This is a genomic window from Chengkuizengella sp. SCS-71B, from assembly GCF_040100845.1.
Taxonomy (GTDB): Bacteria; Bacillota; Bacilli; order Paenibacillales; family KCTC-33759; genus Chengkuizengella.
Genome location: NZ_JAZHSH010000001.1, coordinates 1842723 through 1859138, shown reverse-complemented (window position 1 = coordinate 1859138; position 16416 = coordinate 1842723). Strand labels below are relative to the sequence as shown.

General features: G+C 34.4%; 15 protein-coding genes. 2 read left to right on the top strand and 13 right to left on the bottom strand.

Going from position 1 to position 16416, the window contains the following annotated elements; all coding sequences use genetic code 11:
• Positions 1–15: 15 nt before the first annotated feature.
• From VQL36_RS09160 to VQL36_RS09135, 6 genes are all read right to left on the bottom strand, one after another.
• Complete coding sequence (locus tag VQL36_RS09160; RefSeq protein WP_349249017.1) at positions 16–234, bottom strand: DUF2905 domain-containing protein; 219 nt, start codon at positions 232–234, stop codon at positions 16–18.
• 11 nt (positions 235–245) lie between these two features.
• Entirely contained in the window at positions 246–1220 is a 975-nt protein-coding gene (locus VQL36_RS09155) for a YpdA family putative bacillithiol disulfide reductase (protein ID WP_349249016.1), read from the bottom strand.
• Positions 1221–1325: 105 nt separating this feature from the next.
• The gene (locus tag VQL36_RS09150) at positions 1326–2090 is read right to left on the bottom strand and encodes an ABC transporter ATP-binding protein (RefSeq protein WP_349249015.1); all 765 of its coding nucleotides are present in this window, start codon (positions 2088–2090) and stop codon (positions 1326–1328) included.
• Positions 2091–2113: 23 nt separating this feature from the next.
• Entirely contained in the window at positions 2114–2440 is a 327-nt protein-coding gene (locus VQL36_RS09145; protein WP_349249014.1) for a cyclic-phosphate processing receiver domain-containing protein, read from the bottom strand.
• 3 nt (positions 2441–2443) lie between these two features.
• On the bottom strand, positions 2444–3280 hold the full coding sequence (locus tag VQL36_RS09140; RefSeq protein WP_349249013.1) for a deoxyribonuclease IV: 837 nt from the start codon (positions 3278–3280) through the stop codon (positions 2444–2446).
• A 145-nt stretch (positions 3281–3425) separates the two neighbouring features.
• The gene (locus VQL36_RS09135; protein WP_349249012.1) at positions 3426–3782 is read right to left on the bottom strand and encodes a hypothetical protein; all 357 of its coding nucleotides are present in this window, start codon (positions 3780–3782) and stop codon (positions 3426–3428) included.
• 214 nt (positions 3783–3996) lie between these two features.
• On the opposite strand from VQL36_RS09135, the gene VQL36_RS09130 reads away from it, so the two are divergent.
• Positions 3997–6066: a right-handed parallel beta-helix repeat-containing protein gene (locus tag VQL36_RS09130; RefSeq protein WP_349249011.1), complete on the top strand. Its 2070-nt coding sequence runs from the start codon at positions 3997–3999 to the stop codon at positions 6064–6066.
• Positions 6067–6205: 139 nt separating this feature from the next.
• On the top strand, positions 6206–6775 hold the full coding sequence (locus VQL36_RS09125) for a thymidine kinase (RefSeq protein WP_349249010.1): 570 nt from the start codon (positions 6206–6208) through the stop codon (positions 6773–6775).
• An 84-nt stretch (positions 6776–6859) separates the two neighbouring features.
• Here VQL36_RS09125 and VQL36_RS09120 read toward each other — a convergent pair whose 3' ends face one another.
• From VQL36_RS09120 to iolE, 7 genes are all read right to left on the bottom strand, one after another.
• A complete protein-coding gene (locus VQL36_RS09120; protein ID WP_349249009.1) occupies positions 6860–8164 on the bottom strand; it encodes a ribonuclease H-like domain-containing protein in 1305 nt (434 codons plus the stop codon).
• Positions 8165–8233: 69 nt separating this feature from the next.
• The gene (locus VQL36_RS09115; protein ID WP_349249008.1) at positions 8234–10534 is read right to left on the bottom strand and encodes a DEAD/DEAH box helicase; all 2301 of its coding nucleotides are present in this window, start codon (positions 10532–10534) and stop codon (positions 8234–8236) included.
• Positions 10535–10725: 191 nt separating this feature from the next.
• Positions 10726–11736, bottom strand: coding sequence for a LacI family DNA-binding transcriptional regulator (locus tag VQL36_RS09110; protein ID WP_349249007.1), 1011 nt, complete (start codon positions 11734–11736; stop codon positions 10726–10728).
• 154 nt (positions 11737–11890) lie between these two features.
• Positions 11891–13354 carry a CoA-acylating methylmalonate-semialdehyde dehydrogenase gene (locus VQL36_RS09105; RefSeq protein ID WP_349249006.1) on the bottom strand — a complete coding sequence of 488 codons (1464 nt, stop codon included), beginning with the start codon at positions 13352–13354 and terminating at the stop codon, positions 11891–11893.
• A gap of 135 nt (positions 13355–13489) precedes the next feature.
• Complete coding sequence (iolC, locus tag VQL36_RS09100; RefSeq protein WP_349249005.1) at positions 13490–14482, bottom strand: 5-dehydro-2-deoxygluconokinase; 993 nt, start codon at positions 14480–14482, stop codon at positions 13490–13492.
• A gap of 1 nt (position 14483) precedes the next feature.
• Positions 14484–15314, bottom strand: a complete 831-nt coding sequence (gene iolB / locus VQL36_RS09095; RefSeq protein ID WP_349249004.1) for a 5-deoxy-glucuronate isomerase — start codon at positions 15312–15314, stop codon at positions 14484–14486.
• A 117-nt stretch (positions 15315–15431) separates the two neighbouring features.
• Positions 15432–16343: a myo-inosose-2 dehydratase gene (iolE, locus tag VQL36_RS09090; protein WP_349249003.1), complete on the bottom strand. Its 912-nt coding sequence runs from the start codon at positions 16341–16343 to the stop codon at positions 15432–15434.
• Positions 16344–16416 lie beyond the last annotated feature (73 nt).

Genomic DNA, 16416 nt, shown 5'->3' with positions numbered 1-16416 from the left:
CTCTAACGCAAAATATTATTTAAACAAACGCACGATATAAAAAATGATAGAAACCACCACACTGATTAATATACAAGTAGTAATAGGAAAGTAAAATTTAAAATTTTCTTTCTCTATAAAGATATCACCTGGAAGTTTACCTAATTGCAGAAATCGTCCACCAACTTGCCATACAAATCCGAACAAGATAAGAACTACACCAACTAATATCAGAATCTTTGCTACTGGGTTCATTTTTTACCCCCTCAATTTCTTCGCTCATTTATATCTTTGGCAATGATCTTTCCATGGAATCGTCCATTTTCTATAAAAATGGCATTTGCATCATTACCTGCAGCTAAAACGCCTGCCACATATAAACCTTTGACATTGGTTTCCATCGTTTCTTCACTAAATCTCGGTGCTCCCGTTTCTTTATTAAATTTCACACCCATCGACTCTATAAATGAATGATCTGGGTGATACCCTGTCATTGCAAAGACAAAATCATTCTCAAACTCATGTTTAATACCATCCTGATCAATTACGATAGACTGCTCTTTGATCTCTTTCACTTCTGAATTCCAAAGCATGTCTATTTTCCCTTTTTCGATTAAGCTTTCAAACAAAGGGCGTACCCACTTTTTAACACTGTCTGATATATAATCTTGTCTATGAATAACAGTTACTTCCGCACCACATCTTTGAAGCTCCATTGCAGCATCAACGGCTGAATTTTTCAAACCGATGACAGCGACTTTCCTTCCCTGATAAGGATGGGCTTCTTTGAAATAATGGCTTACTTTCGATAAATTCTCACCAGGTATATTTAATAGATTTGGATTGTCATAATAACCTGTTGCAATAATTACATTTTTCGTTTCATACTGATGGACTTTACCAATACGATTCTCGGTTGATACTCTGAAATACTCTTCATGATTTATGACTGATGTCACTTTTTCGTAAGTTTGAATCCTTAAGTTTTTCCTTTCTGCGATCAAACGATAGTAATTCAATCCTTCGTGCCGACTTGGTTTGTCTTGAATCGTTGTAAAAGGGATATCTCCTATTTCTATTAATTCCGGTGTACTAAAAAAATGCATAAAAGTAGGAAAATGATAAATGGAATTCACTATGCAGCCTTTATCTATAATTAAGGGATGTATATTATATTTCTGCAACTCACATGCTGCAGACAAACCACAAGGACCTGCACCAATAATGATGACTTGTTCCATAAAATACGCCTCCAAACTAGATTAACAGTCCGATTGAACCTCCTATACCGAGAGTTCACGCACTGTTATATGTTAAATATGTTTCATTATCCAACCCTTGTCACGCTATAATACTTGTATCCAAGGTCGATCATTAATCCATTCAATCTGAACAGGAATTTGGAATGTATGATGTATCCTCTCACTCGTTAATATTTCTTTTTTCTTTCCTGATGCAATGATTTCTCCATTATTCAATAACATTACATTTGAAAATAAGGGGACTATTTCTTCTACATGATGCGTTACATAAATTAAACTTATACCATTTGTATTAAATCTATCAAATTCCATTAATAATTTTTCTCTTTCATATAAATCCAAACCAGCACAAGGCTCATCCATTATAATAATTTCAGGTTCGCTTATTAATGCCCTTGCTAGCAAAACTTTTTTCCGTTCACCCTGTGACAATAAACCTAAAGGTTGATCTTTTAAATAAGATAAGTTCAATTGAGCCAGTATTTCATTCGATTGGTTTTTAACCTCATCTGGAATCTCTTGATAAAATCTAAGGAATCCATATAAACCTGTTGCAACAACTTCCCAAACTGGATCACTAAAGTTCAATTTTTCTAACAAGGACTGACTGATATAACCAATACTTTTACGAACTTCCCTTACATCACATTTCCCAAATTGATTTCCAAGCACTTCAATAGTACCTTGACTAGGAAAAAGATAACCGTTTAACATCTCTAGAATTGTTGTTTTCCCTGAGCCATTTTTGCCAAGAATAACCCAATGTTCACCTTTATTCATTTCGATATTAATATCTGATAATATCTCTCGAGAATCTCTTCTAAAATAAACATGGTCTAGTCTAATCATCCGCTCACCTGTTTCAACAAATTCTACATATATTGCTCTAATAATTCATATGGCATCGGGCCATTATGCAATACTACATCATCTGGTTTGTGCTGATATAACAACTGATACATTTCCATTCTACCATTTGAATCAGAGGTATGCAGAAATATTTCCTTTGCGAAGCATTTCTTTTCCACCATCATTTTTGTTAAATCGTATCCCGTAGGTTCATTCCAACCTAAGTCAAAATCTAGGGATAATATATTCACATCACTTTCTTGTAATAAAACAATACACTCTTCAATATTTTTAGCTAATACAAACCCCTTAGGGCAGGGTCGTAAATCATCTAGATAAACATTAATCATCTTCTAACTCCCTTTATGAATTAATCTATTTATAATTTCCAACTCTTGTTGATATGAAAAATGTTCAGAAGTTGGTGTTTCTAATATAATCGGAATCGCTTTCAACCAATCTGACTTTAAAAACAATTTGAATCTTTCTTCTCCTATAGTACCATAACCAATATTCTCATGGCGGTCACGGTAAGAACCACTGGGATATTTGGAGTCATTTAAATGTACTGCCTTCACATGTGAAAAAAAACCAAGTTCTTCACCATGACGGCAAAATTCATTCCAATTCGTTTCATTCCATAATCCACTTGCGTAAGCATGACAGGTGTCAAAACAAAAACCAATTTTTTCAGAAAAGTGCGCTAGATTGCGAATCTGTAACAATTCCTCAAAAGTCATTCCCATTTTGGTACCCATACCTGCTTGATTTTCTAATAAAATTAATGTTTTACCATCCCATTGAGAAAGTACTTCATTTAAACATTGTAATATATTTTTATATCCTTGTAACGTGTTTTTTTCACTATATTTACCAAAATGGACAACTAACCCCAATGATCCACAAGCATTTGCGATCTCTAAATCATTTAAAATTGATGCCACCATCGGATTTCTTAAGTTCTCATCCACAGCTAGATTTGTTGGATATGGTGTATGTGCAATCGATACCAGTTTTTTTTCTTTACACCATTTATCGCAAGCTTGAGCATCTAGTTCATTTAACTTTTTTATTTTTAAGCTTCGTGGGTTTTTCGGGAAATACTGGAAGGCAGTTGCTCCAAGTTGTGTTGCAGTCTTAGCCGCATTTAGAAACCCGTGTCTAATACTGACATGGCATCCAACATACATTTATTAATCACCCTTCACTCTCCTCCATAATGAAAGAAAGGTTCACTTTATTTTATCGTGAAATTGAGTAAAATCAAGCGCTGTCTATACACATTGTTGTCTATTCTATGACAAGTTAATCAAAAAACTCTTGTATATATTACGATTACTTCTTTTTTTCTAGAAATGAGTCCAGTAAGTTATTCATTTTTTTGTTCAACGCATTTAAAGAGTTATTTTCCCCTTCTAAGTCCATATTTGAAAACATCTCATCCATTTTTTTCATGTGTTTTTCTAACAAATCACGATTTTGATTGATTAAACCGTTGATTTGCTCATTTCCTTGAAACTGTTTCACTTGATTTAATTGTTGATTCATTACTTCATATAAACTTTTAAAATGATCATTTTGTAACTTTAATTGTCCACTTTGTCCCCCATTACTTCCTTGTATACGTGACATTTGTTGATTTAACATTTGTCTAGCCTGATTAATTTGATTTTTCAAAAAAAGATTATCCATTCTGCTCACCTACCTATATTGATTTCCTTTAAGTTATGCATAATATGTGCTTCTTGTCTGGTGCATTTGCCCTATTTCTCATATATAAATTAAAATCAAACGATTGCCTAATCCACATTGCCTATCTTTATAAAAAGGGTCACCTGTCTAGGACTTTTACCTTAAGGTTTCATATGATGTAACAATAACTAAAAATTAGAAAGGATAATACGAAATGACCGTACGAAAAGTCCCAACTAATGAATTTCCAACGATTAATGATGCATTAGCAGTGTCTGCTCCATACGATACTATTAGAGTAGGTGAAGGAGATTTCTCTGAAGCGCTTACCATTAATATAGATGGTCTTCGCATTATTGGAGCAGGTAAAGGAAAAACAATCATTGATGGGCAGACCTTAGGTGTTAGTAATGGCATAACTATAAATAATCAATTAGTTACCATTGAAAATTTAACAGTGCAAAACTTCAAAGGCACAGGTATTTTTGTGAATTATCAAGAAAATATTATCCATAAGGTACAAGTCATAAACAATGAAATAGGAATTGAACTAAACGACGGGAGAAGAAATTTGGTTTTTGAATGCGATATAAATGGAAATGTTGGAGATGGAATCATTTCAAGAAGAGGTAATACTTTTATTATGCATTGTAAATTAATAAATAATAAATCTAACGGAGTATTAGTAGAAAGCAATGTTAGTAAGAATTTAATATTTTGTTGTGTAGCCAAACAAAACACTAAAAATGGATTTCTTCTTGGAAGAGGACAATGTTATATTTTCTCCAACACTGCTATAAAAAATGGGAAAAACGGTTTTAGTGATTCCACTAATTCATTTGAAAATGTTTATGTGTTTAACAAGTCAATTGAAAATAAAGAAAATGGTTTTTTAATAAATAGTGAAGTAACATTATTTTACAATATCAGCAAAAACAATGTGCTAAATGGCATATTAGCAATGAATGGCGTAACAAGAATTATAAAAAATCATGTAAGCAATAATAAAAAAGCTGGAATTCAGGTGGGAAGCAATGAGAATGTCATTGATCGAAACTTCGTAAAAAATAACAAGGAGGCTGGCGTTCATATAGCTGGTGATGAAACTGCTGTCCGTTCGAACTGTATAAGAGGAAATAATCCAGATATCTTGTTGGAAGAATCAATAATGGACAGTACATTTGCAGAAAATGATTGTGAAACAAGTATCCCGCAAGGATTATGTGAAGAAAATGATATCATAAATGTCCAAAAAGGAGAATCTATTCAACAAGCTGTAAATGGTGCAGAAGATGGTTTTCAAATAAACGTGAATGAAGGCATTTTTCATGAGCAAGTGAACATTCCTATTAATAAACAACGTCTTAGAATTGTAGGATCAGGTAGATGTAAAACAATCCTTGATGGCACAAATATAGAAGGGGATGGGATTACAATTAGCAGCCGCCTCAATTCTTTAGAGAATCTCACGGTACAAAATTTTGGGGTCAATGGAGTAAATATAGAGGAGGATTTTAATACATTAGAAAAAATTCAATCAAAAAATAATATTGAAGATGGATTTATGATCACTGAAGATGTAAGCTTTTTCAATCAGTGTGAAGCAATTATGAATGGGAGAAATGGGTTTAATGGTGAAGATACTAATTACTTTATTAAATGTAAAGCAAACAAAAATCAAGTTCATGGTTTTATAGTTGTAGATTGCAATATATTTTTATTTAACGAGGCAAAAAATAACATCTTGAATGGTTTTTCATTCAATGATGAACATATTTGCATCGAAAATTGTGCTATAGATAATAGAGCCAACGGATTCCTCTCTCGATCTGATGATAATTTATGGTTTTTGAATAAAGCAATTGGAAATTCATTAAATGGCATTAATGCAACCGAGATTACTCACATCATTTGGGGCAATGTCTGTAATAAAAATCAAAGTAACGGAATTGAATTAACTGGTCTTGGTAATCGTGTTATAAAAAATATATGTCAAATCAATAAAAGCAATGGAATACAAGTGAATGAATCATTTGATAATGAAATTCAAACGATCGTAGATCATAACTGTATAGAAAACAATAGAGAAGCTGGAATTATTATAAAAGATTCCACAATAGATTTCTTTGGAATCCGATCTAACTGTTTACTTGGAAATAATCCAGATATCCAAAATAACTCATCAGAAAGTGACAATTTCACAATTGATGAAAACAAATGTAATTCTAGTATTCCAGAAGGACTATGTGAAAAGTCTTGCAAATCTAAGAGGTTCTTTAAATGATAAACCTTACAATGAACACTTCTTTTACATTAGAGAAGTGTTTTTATTTTTCCATTATATCGTATTAACGTAAATGGGTTCCCTGATCCCTCACTTATGGTATATGATATTGTAAGATGAACTTGAGAGGAGAAATCAAATGGCGCAGCTTTTTTTCAGATATGGTTCTATGAATAGCGGAAAATCAATTGATATATTAAAAGTAGCACACAATTACGAGGAACATGGTAAAGAAGTATTAATCTTCACTTCTGGTATAGATGACCGAGATGAAGTCGGTTACATTTCTTCAAGAATTGGATTTAAAAGAAAAGCCATTCCTATTTATAATGATACAAACTTGATAGATATTGTAAAAGAAAAATCTAACATTGCATGTATATTAGTAGATGAAGTCCAATTTCTGAAAAAAGACCAAGTATTACAATTGGCTAAAATAGTCGATAACTTTCATATTCCTGTTATCGGATATGGACTCAAAAACGATTTCCGTAATGAATTATTTGAAGGTAGTCAATACATGCTCTTATATGCTGATAAAATTGAAGAAATTAAAACGATCTGTTCCTTTTGCAGCCGAAAAGCAACGATGGTACTGCGGTTCGAAGATGGCAAACCTGTTTATGCTGGTGAGCAGATCCAAATTGGCGGTAATGAATCATATCATTCTGTCTGTCGAAAATGTTATGAGGGTAAAAAAACGGAATAATGTAATACTTATTAATACTTTAAAACACTCCATTCTAATTGCAGGAGTGTTTCTTCATGTAAACATGTGTATATCAATTTGTTGTTACACATTCATCTCAACTTGTCTTAATTGTGAACTATCTTTAACGGCTTGTTTCTTTTTCGTCATTATTTTCTTTTCCAATCGAGTTTTCCGTTTTTGAATTTCCTGCAACGCTTCAGTATATTTTTGATCCCTTTTTGATAGAGAAACTCGATTATACACTCTTTGCTCCGCTTCTTTAGTATAATAAATCGCCTGATTTAAATCCTTTATACGATGTTCATAATATTTCGCCAACTCTATATACGGTTCAGTAGTTATTATTCGTTGGTGTCCTTGCAGTTCAATAAATTTTTTCCATAAAAAAACAGATGTTTCAACTTTCTTTTGTTTCTTAAAGATCATAGCTAGGGGGATAAAATAATTTGGATCTTCCTCTTTGGCTCTAGAAGCGAGCAATTCATAAACATGCTGGAACTGTTCTGTTAATTCCATTTTGTTGAACCAAAGACACAAGCGATATAACTCATCCAATTCTAAACTATTATATAAATCTGTATTCTCAAATAAAGCTGTAAAATAAATACTCAGAGCAGCTAAGGTCACAATATCTACTTCATTATGACAAAACACATCCGCCACAATGTTAGGATCTTTTTCTGTTAAGTATTTAAAATATAACGTAGGTGCCATTGAACCTGGCACATCATCTATACGATGAATTCCTAATCTTTGACGCTCCACATGACTTAACTTACAAGTGGTTAGAGTATTTCTCCACAAACTTCTAGATGGATATAATAAATCTATATGTTCCAAATGTTCCCCTTCAAAAGCCAGTCGATGAATTATGAATCTATTTTTGAGTAAAGGTAGGTCAAACGTTTTACCATTATAAGAGACTAGATGAGTAAAGTGTTGGAACTTTTCATTTATATAAGCTAACATCGCTAATTCTTCACTTGGATTACGAATAAATAATTGCTCTACTATGAATACATCATCTGTATAATAACCAATCCCAAGCATAAACGGCACGTTCCCAGCACCAATCCCTAAACCCGTTGTTTCTGTATCAAAAAATAACATTTTATCGTGTATAACATTTGATTCTAATGCTTGCATGTGAGATAAAACATGAGCACAATTTACCAATTTAGATAATGGATAGAAACCAACCTTTTTATGCAATGGAATCTTTATATCCCTTTTCACAAAAGAACCGTATTCATTCGTATCAGTAACTGCTCCTATCCTGTTCCATTCTTCTACTCCATTTAAATGAGAAGAGGGCTCTATATCATTAGCACTAGCTGAAGTTTGAGTTTGTTTCAATCTATTTAATCTGTTTTTTAGTTGGCTCAATCTTATCCCCCCACAATTCATTTCATTTCATTGGAACATGCTTCACTATTAGATTAAAATACTTAGCTGTTATTGTAATTTAGCACCCTTTTCCTCAATCAAAACGCTCAAAAGTTCAAGTGCTAACTCTTTCCCAGTTAATCCAACCTCTTCGATTGGCCCTACGCAAGCAGGACATCCGCTTAAACAAGTACAACTTTGAATTAAATCTTTTGCTTGTCTTAACAGTGCATGATGCACTTCATATAATCGTTCACTTAACCCTACTCCCCCAGGGTAACGATCATAGAAGAAGATCGTTGGCAATTTAGTATGAATGGCTTTGACTTGTGGCACCACTAGAATATCCATCGGATCACACATTAAATATAATGGTGCAATATGAACTAATACGTTTGAAAGTCCTAGTAAAGCAAACTGCAGCTCGTTTTTACTTCGAGTTTCTAAAATATTTTCAGCAAATGAAAACCAATACGAACTGGTGTGCAACTCTTCTTCTGGTAAATGTATTGGACCAGACCCAATGTTTTCATGTGTTTTATATTTGATTTTTTTAAACAATGTTGCTTTAGCGTTAACAGTTACTTCCCCATATTGGAGATCATGTGTTTTGGTTTCACTCTGTTTATCTACTTGAAGCACTTTCAATTGGACTGCTAAATTTGCATCTGTAAAATAGTCAACATCCACTTTCCTTACAAATGCTTTTTTCTCCTCAAAATCCAACTTTTCTACCTGGAACTGTATACCTTCATGGATATAAATCGCTTCTTCGTGAATTAAAGTGGGAGCGCTGAAACGGTCCACTTCACCAATGACCCTGCTGCCTTCTGTCATATCTATAATAATAAAGTTTTCTTGAGCAGCAGAACGTAAAGAAATATTATGGGCTGGAAACGATTGCTCCATCCAATACCAACGATCTCGGACTTGATGCAGTACCTTTTCTTCAGTTAAAAATTCTAGTACTTCTAATAATGTCTCCCCTCCAAATGTTTCTCCTTTTTCAAACGGCAATTCATAAGCAGCACATTTGATATGATCAATTAAAATTAATAAATTATCTGCTTCTATTCTTGCTTCCTCAGGTGTTGCTTCAAAGAAGAATTGAGGATTTTGAATAATATATTGGTCTAATGGATTGCTGCTTGCAACCATAAAAGTAAGTGAGCTTTCCTGTCTTCTACCAGCTCTGCCTGATTGCTGCCATGTACTCGCAATGCTACCTGGATATCCGTTCAGCACACACGCTTGCAACTGACCTATATCGATCCCTAATTCCAGTGCATTTGTAGAAACGACACCTCGAATTTCCCCATTTCTTAATCCCCGCTCAATTTCTCTTCTTTGTTTTGGTAAATATCCTCCACGATAACCACGGATTGATTTTGTACCAAATTCATTTTTGGTTTGTTCCTGTAAGTAAGTTAATAAAATTTCAACACGTACTCTACTTCTAGCAAACACAATGGTTTGAATACCATTTTTCAATAATAAACTTGCTAGTTTTTGAGATTCTAACACACTGCTTCTTCGTATGCCTAATTGTTGATTCACAACAGGAGGATTATAAAAAACAACATGTTTTTCGCCAGCCGGTGCCCCATTTTTATCAATTAAAGATACTTTTTGTTCTAGTAATCGTTCTGCATGTTCCTTCGGATTCGCAATGGTTGCTGAAGTACAAATAAATTGAGGATTTGAGCCATAAAAATTACAAATTCGTTTTAATCTGCGTAATACGTTGGCAACATGACTACCAAATACTCCTCGATATGTATGTAACTCATCGATAACAATAAATTGCAGATTCTCAAACAATTTTACCCATTTTGTATGATGAGGGAGAATGGCTGAATGTAACATATCTGGATTTGTCACTACTATATGACCTGCATTACGTATCGCTTGTCTTGCCGTTGGTGCTGTGTCTCCATCATAGGTGTAGGCCTTTATATTCATTTCTAATAAATTGACAATTTCATTTACTTCTGCCACCTGATCCTGTGCCAATGCTTTTGTAGGAAACATATACAAAGCTCTAGCACTGTCATCCTCCAACAAGCGTTGCAATACAGGCAAGTTATAACAAAGCGTTTTCCCTGATGCCGTAGGAGTTACTGTTACCACATGATTTCCCTTGTTTATTTCTTGAAAGGACTCTGCTTGGTGTGTATATAAATTTGAAATGCCTCTGTCCAAAAAAACCTGTTTCAAGTTTTCATGGATTTGTTCAGGGAATTTTGCAAAACGTGCTTCTTTAGCTGGTATCGTATGCCAATGCGTAATTTGCGATTTGAACTGGGGCATGTTTCTAATTTCTGTGATCAGCTCATGAAGGGAATTAAATTTACCCGTTAATCTATTCATTATTTAAACTCCTTATTAACCGTATCTATGCTCAATTTCCATTACAATTCTTATACACCCCATTTTACAGAATATATGTTCTAGGATCAAGAATGACCATTAGAGAACATAACAAAAAAACAGAGATACATTATTTTCTTTTCTGTAACTCTGCTGCTTCATTTCATTTTTGCATAAATTCTATTCTTTAACTAATTCCTTCTTCTCTCTCCTGTAGTCTTTCTAATTTCCAAATTCGGCATTAATACAACACGTTGTTTTGTAGTTTTTTCCTCTTTAATCTCTTTTACTAACAAGTCTACAACTTGTTTACCCATATCTTGTATAGGTTGTGCGATCGTAGTCAGAGGAGGATCACATAATGAAGCTAAAATTGTATTATCGAATCCAACAATGGACAGGTCTTTTGGTATTTGAACCCCTTTTTCACGAGCTGCTTGAATAGCTCCCATTGCAAGTAAATCATTACAAGCGAAAATTGCAGTAGCCGGATTGTTTTCAGATAGAATTTTCGTTGCGACTTGTTTCCCTCCCTTAATAGTGAAATCACTTACGTGTAAATAACGTTCATCATACATTAATCCGTGATCCTCTAAAGCTTGGCAGTACCCTCGAATACGCTCTTTACTACTCATCACTGTTAAATCTTCTGCAATAATAGAAATTTTTTGATGACCCAATTTAATTAAGTGTGAAGTAGCTTCGTATCCTCCCATATAATCATCTACTAATACAGTATCTACAGGAAGTGAGGGCATGTCCCTAGCAATTAATGCAATCGGTACTTTTTTCTTTAATAGATTTTGCAAAATAGTCATATTATGAGTTCCTGTAGCTAATATAATTCCATCCACTCTTTTTTGCTCTAATAATGATATATACTTGGATTCTTTGTCTATATTATTATCCGTGCTGCACATCATCACACTAAAACCTAATTCATTCCCCATATCTTCAACACTTCGAGCAATTTCAGCAAAAAATGGGTTTGCAATATCTGGAATGAGGAGACCAATTGTATGAGTTTTCTTTCCCGTTAATGCCGAAGCAACTATACTTGGCTGGTAATCAAGATCCTTCATCACCTTCATGACCTTCTGCTTGGTTTTATCTCCGATTCTACCTGTATTGTTGATCACTTTTGATACCGTTGCAATCGATACACCAGCTTCACGTGCAATGTCGTAAATCGTAGGTTTCATGATATAAAAAAACTCCTTCTAGCTTTTTTCGTTCCCCTTTTCCAATCATTATACTCTAATTACAGAAAAAAAACTTACATGTTAGAACATAACTACGATTTCCTTATATAACATGAAGAATAAGAACCGCCTCAGGCGGTTCTTCCGTATTTCATCAAGTCCAACGAGCTGTCATCATTTTTCTTCTTGTGTAAAATTCTACACCATCTGTACCATTTGCATGTAAATCACCATAGAAGGAGTTTTTCCAACCTGAAAATGGGAAGAATGCCATAGGAGCAGGGACTCCTAAGTTGATTCCTAACATCCCAGACTCAATATTCTCTCTAAAATATCTCACATTGCTTCCATCCTGAGTAAATAAACACGCACCATTACCAAAATCAGATTTATTGGAAATCTCCACTGCTTCCTCTAAATTTTTCACTCTAACGATGGATAATACCGGAGCAAAAATTTCATCTTTCCAAATTTTCATCTCAGATGTGACATTGTCAAAGATTGTCGGTCCAATATAATATCCTTTTTCGTTAACAAATTCATCATTACGTCCATCACGTATTAATTCAGCACCTTCATTAATTCCAATTTCGATGTAATTTGCTGTCCTCTCTTTATGTTCTGCTCGAATGACAGGACCTAAAAAGACATCTTCATCTAATCCGTTCCCCATCTTAATTCCATCTGCTTTTTCTTTTATTTTTTCAATTAATGCGTCTGCCACATCATCCACTGCTACTACAACAGAACAGGCCATACACCTTTCACCTGCTGATCCGTAAGCTGCAGTAACGATTTGTTCAACAGCTTCATCTAACTTAGCATCGGGCATAACAATACTATGGTTTTTAGCACCTGCTAATGCTTGAACACGTTTTCCATTCGCTGCCCCAGTTTTATAAATATATTCAGCAACAGGTTGTGAACCAACAAATGAAATGGCAGGTACATCGGGGTGTTCTAATAAACCATTTACTACATCATGTGCACCATGAACGATATTAAATACGCCATCAGGCAAACCAGCTTCTGTGAAAAGTTCTGCTAAGCGATTTGCTAGTATAGGAGTTCTTTCAGAAGGTTTTAATACAAATGTATTTCCACATGCAATCGCTAACGGGAACATCCAGCAAGGAACCATCATAGGAAAGTTAAATGGTGTAATTCCACCTATAACACCAACTGGATAACGATACATTCCTGATTCTAAATTTGTTGCAATATCAGGTAATTGTTTACCCATCATTAAAGAAGGAGCACCTGCTGCAAATTCTACACATTCTATTCCCCGCTGAACTTCTCCGTATGCCTCTTTATAGCTTTTACCGTTCTCTTGCGTAATTAACTTAGCAAGCTCATCCCAATGATCTACTAATAATTGCTGGTATTTAAACAATATACGTGCTCTTCTAGGTACAGCTGTTTTGCTCCATGTTTTAAAAGCTTCTTTTGCCACTGCCACAGCTTTAGCTACATCTTCTTTTGTAGAAATTGGTACTTCTGCGATTTGTTCTTCTGTTGCTGGATTTGGTACTGATAATGTATCCGTTGCTGCGGAATCTACCCATTGTCCGCCAATGAAGTTCTTTAATGTTTCGATTTGTGTTTTATTCGTCATGACTTTGTCCCCTCCATTTTTTATAAATCTATTTTTTTGTACTTGTATAGCTAAAAGCACCTTATGGAATTATTCTATAAATCTAGCTTGCATTTTATGAATTTATATCTTCTTCATTGCACTTCACTTTATAAGTTACTTACTATGATTGTCTATGACACTACTAATCTGCTCATAAGTCGGCATTGCATCTGAACAACTATGGCTAGATATAACAATGGATGCCGCTGCACTGCCAAACTCCATAGCTTTATTCACTTCCCAACCATTCATCAATCCGTAAATGAAGCCCGCAGCATATGAGTCCCCTGCTCCAAACGTTTTCACTATTTTTGCCGGGAATACAGATCCTGTATATGATTTTCCGTCTTTAGCATAAGCAATAGAACCATCTGCTCCATGTTTAATGACTACAATTTTGGCATTGTAATCAAACCATTTTTTTGCAGTCACCCAATCATCACTTTTTTCATAGTTTTCCATTTTTTCCATCATATCAAATTCCTCACGAGTTCCTATGATGACATCACATTTTTCTGCTGCTAAATTGTAATATATCGCTGTTTCTTGTTCTGATTCCCAAGTATAAGGTCTATAATCAACATCAAAAAATACGACAACACCATGTTTTCTAGCATATTGTAACGCTAGGAAAACTGCTTCTCTAGAAGGGCTTTTTGCAAGCGCAGTACCCGAGATTAAAATAGCTTTGGATTGTTTAATATACTCCTCTGATACATCGTTTGGTTCTAACTTCAAATCGGCTACATTATCACGGTACATAAGAATGCTGCAATCCGTTGGGCTTTTGATTTCTGTAAAAGCTAATCCTGTGACAGTTCCAGATTTATCTGTGATCACATTGGATGTATCAATGTTGTTATTGTTTAAATATTGCTTTATAAATCGACCCATTTGGTCATCTGCAATTCTCCCGATAAAACCGGATTTCATATTTAATCTAGATAAACCGATCGTTATATTCGCTGGAGAACCGCCTACATATTTCGTAAATGTCATTGTTTCTTCCATCGGTCTATGAATTTCATTCGCATTTAAGTCGACACATAATCTACCTACACCTATAAAGTCTAGTTTTTTATTTTGATCAAAGTTTAATAGATTCATATCATTTCACCTGACTTCCATATGCTCTCATTCTACTCATTAGCCATTCATGGTTTGGATCATTTTTAAATGCCCAAGTTCGAACAGGTCCTGCCATCACATTTAGATAATACACTTCATAACCAGGTGGAGCAGATACTGGATGATATCCTTTAGGTACAAGCACTGCATCCCCATTTTTCACTGTTAATGTTTCATCTAACGAGAGATCATCTGTATAAACACGTTGAATGGCAAAACCATGTTCAGGATTCACTTTATGATAATAGGTCTCTTCTAAATAGGACTCCTCTGGCAGATTATTTTGATCATGTTTGTGAGGCGGGTAACTAGACCAATGACCTTCTGGAGTAAATACTTCTACAACTAATAAGCTATCTGCTTCAGCTTGTTCTGGTAATATATTATGTATACTGCGTTCCATGTTACCAGATCCTCTTAGCTCCACACCAACGTCCTCAGGAGAAATTAATCGAGCTGGAAATGATCCTTTTCCAGGGGCAGAACAAACAGCTAGTTGAAGATCAGTTAGTGCTAACACCTCATAAAAATCACCTGATGGAATGTAAACAGAATACGGTGGTATTTTTTCAAATATATCCATTCGCTTTCCGATATTTTCCCATTTCTCTAACTTTGAATTTACAGAAGCTCTACCACTAAGCAAAACGATACAAGTCTCTTTATCTCCGGTTACTTTTTTAAGTGATTGCCCTTCATTTAAGGAGAAGACTTCAAACCCTACATATTGCCATCCAGCTGACTCAGGAGTAATAGAAATCACTTGTCCTTTATCATCTGGTTGTTTAGTTGGTACTATGAATTCTGACATTTGATCGTTCCTTTCTGATTTTTTAAATTACATTTTAGATAAGCATTTCATTCTCGTTTACAGTCCTGATTTCCGTTATTTCCCCCTATTTTCTCAAAAATAGAATGATTCAATACATCATAATTTGTTTAATTCAACAAATAAATCCTTTATATATTCCTTTGACTTTTGTGCATAAAACACTGGGTTTTTTACAGCTGGATCCTGCTCCGCTTCTAATATTGCCCAACCATTATAATTACGATTTAATAAAAGAGAGAAAATAGGTTCGAAGTCTATTACACCGTCACCTGGAACAGTAAACACATTTTTTGCTATAGAGTTTTTAAAGCTAATTTTCTCCTCTCTTACTTCGTCCAAAACCTCTCTTCTAATATCTTTAAAATGAATATGTTTAACTCGATCATAATGTTTAACTAATACCTCATATGGATCTGCACCACCATAATAAGCATGTCCACTATCAAAGGTTAAGGAAACTAATTCTGGATTTGTCGCTTCCATTAATCTATCAATTTCTTCTGTTTTTTCAACATTTGTTCCCATATGATGGTGATAAACTAATGTCATACCGTTATCCTTACAAATTTGACCTGCCTTTTCCAATCCTTCCACCATGTTGCTCCACTCTTCACTCGTCAGTGGTTTCACTTCAGTCACATTTGCATCTCTTCTTGGATCACCAATTGTAGAACCACCAAGCTCACATGTCACAACGACTCTACAGCCCATCTCTTTTAAAAAAAGCACATGATCTTTGTATGCCTTCAATTCACTCTCATGTTTTGACTTGTCGGCAAACAATACACCCTTCCACTGGGTAACAAGCTGCATCCCTTTGCGGGATAAGACTGTTTTTAACTCTCTAACTTCACTAGGAAATTTACTATGCATTTCTGTACCTACAAATCCTAGTGATTTCATTTCATTTAGAATCGTTTCACATGTATAGTGTTCTCCTAGTTCTTTCACATCTTCATTGGACCAGTTTATTGGCGAAATCCCTAGATTAAAAGGGTAGATGCTCATTCATGATCTCCTCCTCTTACCTCTTTTTGTCATCAGTTTAACTCATTCAATTTTATTAAACGAGTTCACTAGT

What these genes read in the sequence shown, in the direction of transcription:
- iolC (WP_349249005.1), bottom strand. Translation starts at nt 14,482, where the DNA reads ATGAATCTATTAAACTTTGATCAAAATAAAAAACTAGACTTTATAGGT.
- VQL36_RS09145 (WP_349249014.1), bottom strand. Translation starts at nt 2,440, where the DNA reads ATGATTAATGTTTATCTAGATGATTTACGACCCTGCCCTAAGGGGTTT.
- iolB (WP_349249004.1), bottom strand. Translation starts at nt 15,314, where the DNA reads ATGTCAGAATTCATAGTACCAACTAAACAACCAGATGATAAAGGACAA.
- VQL36_RS09135 (WP_349249012.1), bottom strand. Translation starts at nt 3,782, where the DNA reads ATGGATAATCTTTTTTTGAAAAATCAAATTAATCAGGCTAGACAAATG.
- VQL36_RS09140 (WP_349249013.1), bottom strand. Translation starts at nt 3,280, where the DNA reads ATGTATGTTGGATGCCATGTCAGTATTAGACACGGGTTTCTAAATGCG.
- VQL36_RS09115 (WP_349249008.1), bottom strand. Translation starts at nt 10,534, where the DNA reads ATGAATAGATTAACGGGTAAATTTAATTCCCTTCATGAGCTGATCACA.
- iolE (WP_349249003.1), bottom strand. Translation starts at nt 16,343, where the DNA reads ATGAGCATCTACCCTTTTAATCTAGGGATTTCGCCAATAAACTGGTCC.
- VQL36_RS09160 (WP_349249017.1), bottom strand. Translation starts at nt 234, where the DNA reads ATGAACCCAGTAGCAAAGATTCTGATATTAGTTGGTGTAGTTCTTATC.
- VQL36_RS09110 (WP_349249007.1), bottom strand. Translation starts at nt 11,736, where the DNA reads ATGAAACCTACGATTTACGACATTGCACGTGAAGCTGGTGTATCGATT.
- VQL36_RS09105 (WP_349249006.1), bottom strand. Translation starts at nt 13,354, where the DNA reads ATGACGAATAAAACACAAATCGAAACATTAAAGAACTTCATTGGCGGA.
- VQL36_RS09125 (WP_349249010.1), top strand. Translation starts at nt 6,206, where the DNA reads ATGGCGCAGCTTTTTTTCAGATATGGTTCTATGAATAGCGGAAAATCA.
- VQL36_RS09130 (WP_349249011.1), top strand. Translation starts at nt 3,997, where the DNA reads ATGACCGTACGAAAAGTCCCAACTAATGAATTTCCAACGATTAATGAT.
- VQL36_RS09150 (WP_349249015.1), bottom strand. Translation starts at nt 2,090, where the DNA reads ATGATTAGACTAGACCATGTTTATTTTAGAAGAGATTCTCGAGAGATA.
- VQL36_RS09155 (WP_349249016.1), bottom strand. Translation starts at nt 1,220, where the DNA reads ATGGAACAAGTCATCATTATTGGTGCAGGTCCTTGTGGTTTGTCTGCA.